This is a genomic window from Frigoribacterium sp. PhB118 (genome assembly GCF_003751725.1).
GTDB lineage: Bacteria > Actinomycetota > Actinomycetes > Actinomycetales > Microbacteriaceae > Frigoribacterium.
This window is the reverse complement of sequence record NZ_RKID01000011.1, coordinates 1-5348: the sequence shown is the minus strand read 5'-3', so window position 1 is coordinate 5348 and position 5348 is coordinate 1. Positions and strand designations below refer to the sequence as shown.

Annotated in this window: 2 rRNA genes; both read right to left on the bottom strand. The window is 54.5% G+C overall.

Going from position 1 to position 5348, the window contains the following annotated elements:
- Positions 1-101 precede the first annotated feature (101 nt).
- Positions 102-3224: ribosomal RNA gene (locus tag EDF21_RS16445) — 23S ribosomal RNA — on the bottom strand.
- A gap of 468 nt (positions 3225-3692) precedes the next feature.
- Positions 3693-5212: ribosomal RNA gene (locus EDF21_RS16440) — 16S ribosomal RNA — on the bottom strand.
- The 16S and 23S rRNA genes sit together here, the layout of an rRNA operon.
- Between the last annotated feature and the right edge of the window lie 136 nt (positions 5213-5348).

The following is a 5348-nucleotide window of genomic DNA, read 5'->3' as shown; positions in this document are numbered from 1 at the left end:
TTACAGATGTGGCGACTTGTCTGTTGAGTTGTTCCCGACCGTATTTCGGGAACCACATAGTGGACGCAAGCAGCTTTCCCCCACCTCTACAGGGAGGGAGTGTTGTCAAGTTATCGGCTTATTAGTACCGGTCAGCTCCATGGGTCGTTAGTCCCCACTTCCACATCCGGCCTATCAACCCAGTAGTCTAGCTGGGAGCCTCTCACCCCTAAGGGTATGGAAATCTCATCTCGAAGCCGGCTTCCCGCTTAGATGCTTTCAGCGGTTATCCGTTCCGAACGTAGCTAATCAGCGGTGCCCTTGGCAGGACAACTGACACACCAGAGGTTCGTCCATCCCGGTCCTCTCGTACTAGGGATAGATCTTCTCAAATTTCCTACGCGCGCAGCGGATAGGGACCGAACTGTCTCACGACGTTCTAAACCCAGCTCGCGTACCGCTTTAATGGGCGAACAGCCCAACCCTTGGGACCTACTCCAGCCCCAGGATGCGACGAGCCGACATCGAGGTGCCAAACCATGCCGTCGATATGGACTCTTGGGCAAGATCAGCCTGTTATCCCCGAGGTACCTTTTATCCGTTGAGCGACAGCGCTTCCACAAGCCACTGCCGGATCACTAGTCCCGACTTTCGTCCCTGCTCGACTTGTCAGTCTCACAGTCAAGCTCCCTTGTGCACTTACACTCGACACCTGATTGCCAACCAGGTTGAGGGAACCTTTGGGCGCCTCCGTTACTTTTTGGGAGGCAACCGCCCCAGTTAAACTACCCACCAGGCACTGTCCCAGAACCGGATCACGGTTCGTAGTTAGATATCCAAAGTGACCAGAGTGGTATTTCAACAATGACTCCACCTGAACTAGCGTCCAAGCTTCACAGTCTCCCACCTATCCTACACAAGCCACTCCGAACACCAATACCAAGCTGTAGTAAAGGTCACGGGGTCTTTCCGTCCTGCTGCGCGTAACGAGCATCTTTACTCGTAGTGCAATTTCGCCGAGTTCGCGGTTGAGACAGCTGGGAAGTCGTTACGCCATTCGTGCAGGTCGGAACTTACCCGACAAGGAATTTCGCTACCTTAGGATGGTTATAGTTACCACCGCCGTTTACTGGGGCTTAAATTCTGAGCTTCGCTTGCGCTAACCCTTCCTCTTAACCTTCCAGCACCGGGCAGGCGTCAGTCCGTATACATCGTCTTGCGACTTGGCACGGACCTGTGTTTTTAGTAAACAGTCGCTTCCCACTGGTCTCTGCGGCCTTTCCCGCTCCGGGAGTAAATCCCATCACGGTTCCGGCCCCCCTTCTCCCGAAGTTACGGGGGCATTTTGCCGAGTTCCTTAACCACGATTCTCTCGATCTCCTTGGTATTCTCTACCTGACCACCTGAGTCGGTTTGGGGTACGGGCGGCTTGAACCTCACGTCGATGCTTTTCTCGGCAGCATAGGATCACTGATTTCCCCCAATCGGGGTACGCATCGGATCTCAGGCGCATTGACGACGGATTTGCCTATCGTCAGCCCTACATCCTTACACCAGGTTCACCTTACGGATACCATCGCCTGGCTCAGCTACCTTCCTGCGTCACACCTGTTAATACGTTAACCGCACCAGCATGGGGTCGAGCGTTAGACCGGCCGGCATCACCCCGAAGGGATCCACTCAGCCGGGTTAGGACTCTTAGCACCACTGGATTAGCTTGGGCGGTTCTTCGCCGGTACGGGAATATCAACCCGTTGTCCATCGACTACGCCTGTCGGCCTCGCCTTAGGTCCCGACTTACCCAGGGCGGATTAACCTGGCCCTGGAACCCTTGGTCTTTCGGAGGACGGGTTTCTCACCCGTCTTTCGCTACTCATGCCTGCATTCTCACTCGTGTGGCCTCCACGGCTGGTTTACACCGCCGCTTCACTGGCCACACGACGCTCTCCTACCACTCCGTACGACTGAACCACGAAGGCTTGTCTATAATACGAAATCTACAACTTCGGTGGTGTGCTTGAGCCCCGTTACATTGTCGGCGCGGAATCACTTGACCAGTGAGCTATTACGCACTCTTTCAAGGGTGGCTGCTTCTAAGCCAACCTCCTGGTTGTCTATGCAACTCCACATCCTTTCCCACTTAGCACACGCTTAGGGACCTTAGTTGGTAGTCTGGGTTGTTTCCCTCTCGACGATGAAGCTTATCCCCCACCGTCTCACTGCTGCGCTCTCACTTACCGGCATTCGGAGTTTGGCTGACGTCAGTAAGCTTTTGGGCCCCATCGGCCATCCAGTAGCTCTACCTCCGGCAAGAAACACGCAACGCTGCACCTAAATGCATTTCGGAGAGAACCAGCTATCACGAAGTTTGATTGGCCTTTCACCCCTATCCACAGCTCATCCCCTCAGTTTTCAACCTAAGTGGGTTCGGTCCTCCACGACGTCTTACCGTCGCTTCAACCTGGCCATGGATAGATCACTTCGCTTCGGGTCTAGGACATGCGACTGGATCGCCCTATTAAGACTCGCTTTCGCTACGGCTACCCCACACGGGTTAACCTCGCCACATATCGCTAACTCGCAGGCTCATTCTTCAAAAGGCACGCTGTCACCCCTACAAGGAGGCTCCAACGGTTTGTAAGCAAACGGTTTCAGGTACTATTTCACTCCCCTCCCGGGGTACTTTTCACCTTTCCCTCACGGTACTTGTCCGCTATCGGTCATCTGGGAGTATTTAGGCTTATCAGGTGGTCCTGACAGATTCACACGGGATTTCTCGGGCCCCGAGCTACTTGGGATCCCCATTCAGCCAGCGCCAGCATTTCGGCTACGGGGTTCGCACCCTCTATGACCAGCCATTCAAAGCTGTTCGCCTATACTGCGCTGTAACTGTTCCTGTCCGGCAGAACAGGACAACGGGTCCCACAACCCCGACCATGCAACGACCGCCGTCTATCACACATGACCGGTTTAGCCTCTTCCGATTTCGCTCGCCACTACTGACGGAATCACTGTTGTTTTCTCTTCCTGTGGGTACTGAGATGTTTCACTTCCCCACGTTCCCTCTACCCGCCCTATATATTCAGGCGGGAGTCACCAGACATAACGCCTGGCGGGGTTTCCCCATTCGGAAATCCTCGGATCAGGGCTCGATTATCAGCTCCCCGAGGCTTATCGCAGATTTCTACGTCCTTCTTCGGCTCCAGATGCCAAGGCATCCACCGTTTGCTCTTAGAAACTTGACCACAAAGTTGCTGCCAGCCAAAGACTGACAGCTCAGTGTTATCTCATTCGCCAACCACACCCAAAGGGCGGATTGGTCTAAGAAATTGCACTTAGTATCACAAACAACAACCAACCCGAAGGCCGGCCCTGCTTGCGACTAAGATGCTCGCGTCCACTGTGTAGTTCTCAAAATACGGGCGGCACCATGATCACCCTGCGATTGATGCAGGACTTTCATGGCCCAGAGGAAAAACCCCCACACGAAAAGCATGGGTGCTTGGTCCCTCAGGACCCAACAGCGTGCACGCCCCCCACCTCGAACACCCTCACCTTCCAGACACCCGAAGGTGCCGTACTAGCGCTGATGCTCTCCGCGAAGAGCCATTGTCAATGTTCCACCCATGAGCGCCGACCGAAGACATTCGCTTCGAAACCGACTTGACTCGTTGACCCCCGTGTATACCGCGGGGCGAGTACATGCTCCTTAGAAAGGAGGTGATCCAGCCGCACCTTCCGGTACGGCTACCTTGTTACGACTTAGTCCTAATCACCGATCCCACCTTCGACAGCTCCATCCACAAGGGTTAGGCCACTGGCTTCGGGTGTTACCGACTTTCATGACTTGACGGGCGGTGTGTACAAGGCCCGGGAACGTATTCACCGCAGCGTTGCTGATCTGCGATTACTAGCGACTCCGACTTCATGAGGTCGAGTTGCAGACCTCAATCCGAACTGAGACCGGCTTTTTGGGATTCGCTCCACCTTACGGTATCGCAGCCCTTTGTACCGGCCATTGTAGCATGCGTGAAGCCCAAGACATAAGGGGCATGATGATTTGACGTCATCCCCACCTTCCTCCGAGTTGACCCCGGCAGTCTCCTATGAGTTCCCACCATAACGTGCTGGCAACATAGAACGAGGGTTGCGCTCGTTGCGGGACTTAACCCAACATCTCACGACACGAGCTGACGACAACCATGCACCACCTGTATACCGACCTTGCGGGGCGACCATCTCTGGACGTTTCCGGTATATGTCAAGCCTTGGTAAGGTTCTTCGCGTTGCATCGAATTAATCCGCATGCTCCGCCGCTTGTGCGGGCCCCCGTCAATTCCTTTGAGTTTTAGCCTTGCGGCCGTACTCCCCAGGCGGGGAACTTAATGCGTTAGCTGCGACACGGAGACCGTGGAATGGCCCCCACATCTAGTTCCCAACGTTTACGGCATGGACTACCAGGGTATCTAATCCTGTTCGCTCCCCATGCTTTCGCTCCTCAGCGTCAGTTACGGCCCAGAGATCTGCCTTCGCCATCGGTGTTCCTCCTGATATCTGCGCATTCCACCGCTACACCAGGAATTCCAATCTCCCCTACCGCACTCTAGTCTGCCCGTACCCACTGCAGGCTGGGGGTTGAGCCCCCAGATTTCACAGCAGACGCGACAAACCGCCTACGAGCTCTTTACGCCCAATAATTCCGGACAACGCTTGCACCCTACGTATTACCGCGGCTGCTGGCACGTAGTTAGCCGGTGCTTTTTCTGCAGGTACCGTCACTTTCGCTTCTTCCCTACTAAAAGAGGTTTACAACCCGAAGGCCGTCATCCCTCACGCGGCGTTGCTGCATCAGGCTTTCGCCCATTGTGCAATATTCCCCACTGCTGCCTCCCGTAGGAGTCTGGGCCGTGTCTCAGTCCCAGTGTGGCCGGTCACCCTCTCAGGCCGGCTACCCGTCGTCGCCTTGGTGAGCCATTACCTCACCAACTAGCTGATAGGCCGCGAGTCCATCCTTGACCAAAATTCTTTCCAACTCCTAGCCATGCGGCTGAAGCTCGTATCCGGTATTAGACGCCATTTCTAGCGCTTATCCCAGAGTCAAGGGCAGGTTACTCACGTGTTACTCACCCGTTCGCCACTAATCCCTGGAGCAAGCTCCAGTTCATCGTTCGACTTGCATGTGTTAAGCACGCCGCCAGCGTTCGTCCTGAGCCAGGATCAAACTCTCCGTAAAAGAAAAAACAGCACAACCGGAATAGGTTATGACTGCTGAATTTGATGCTGACTAAAGAACAAAACAATCTGACGATTGTTGTTGTCCATCAATCTCAAAGAAACCTAAACACCACTCACAACCCCACCAAAGATGA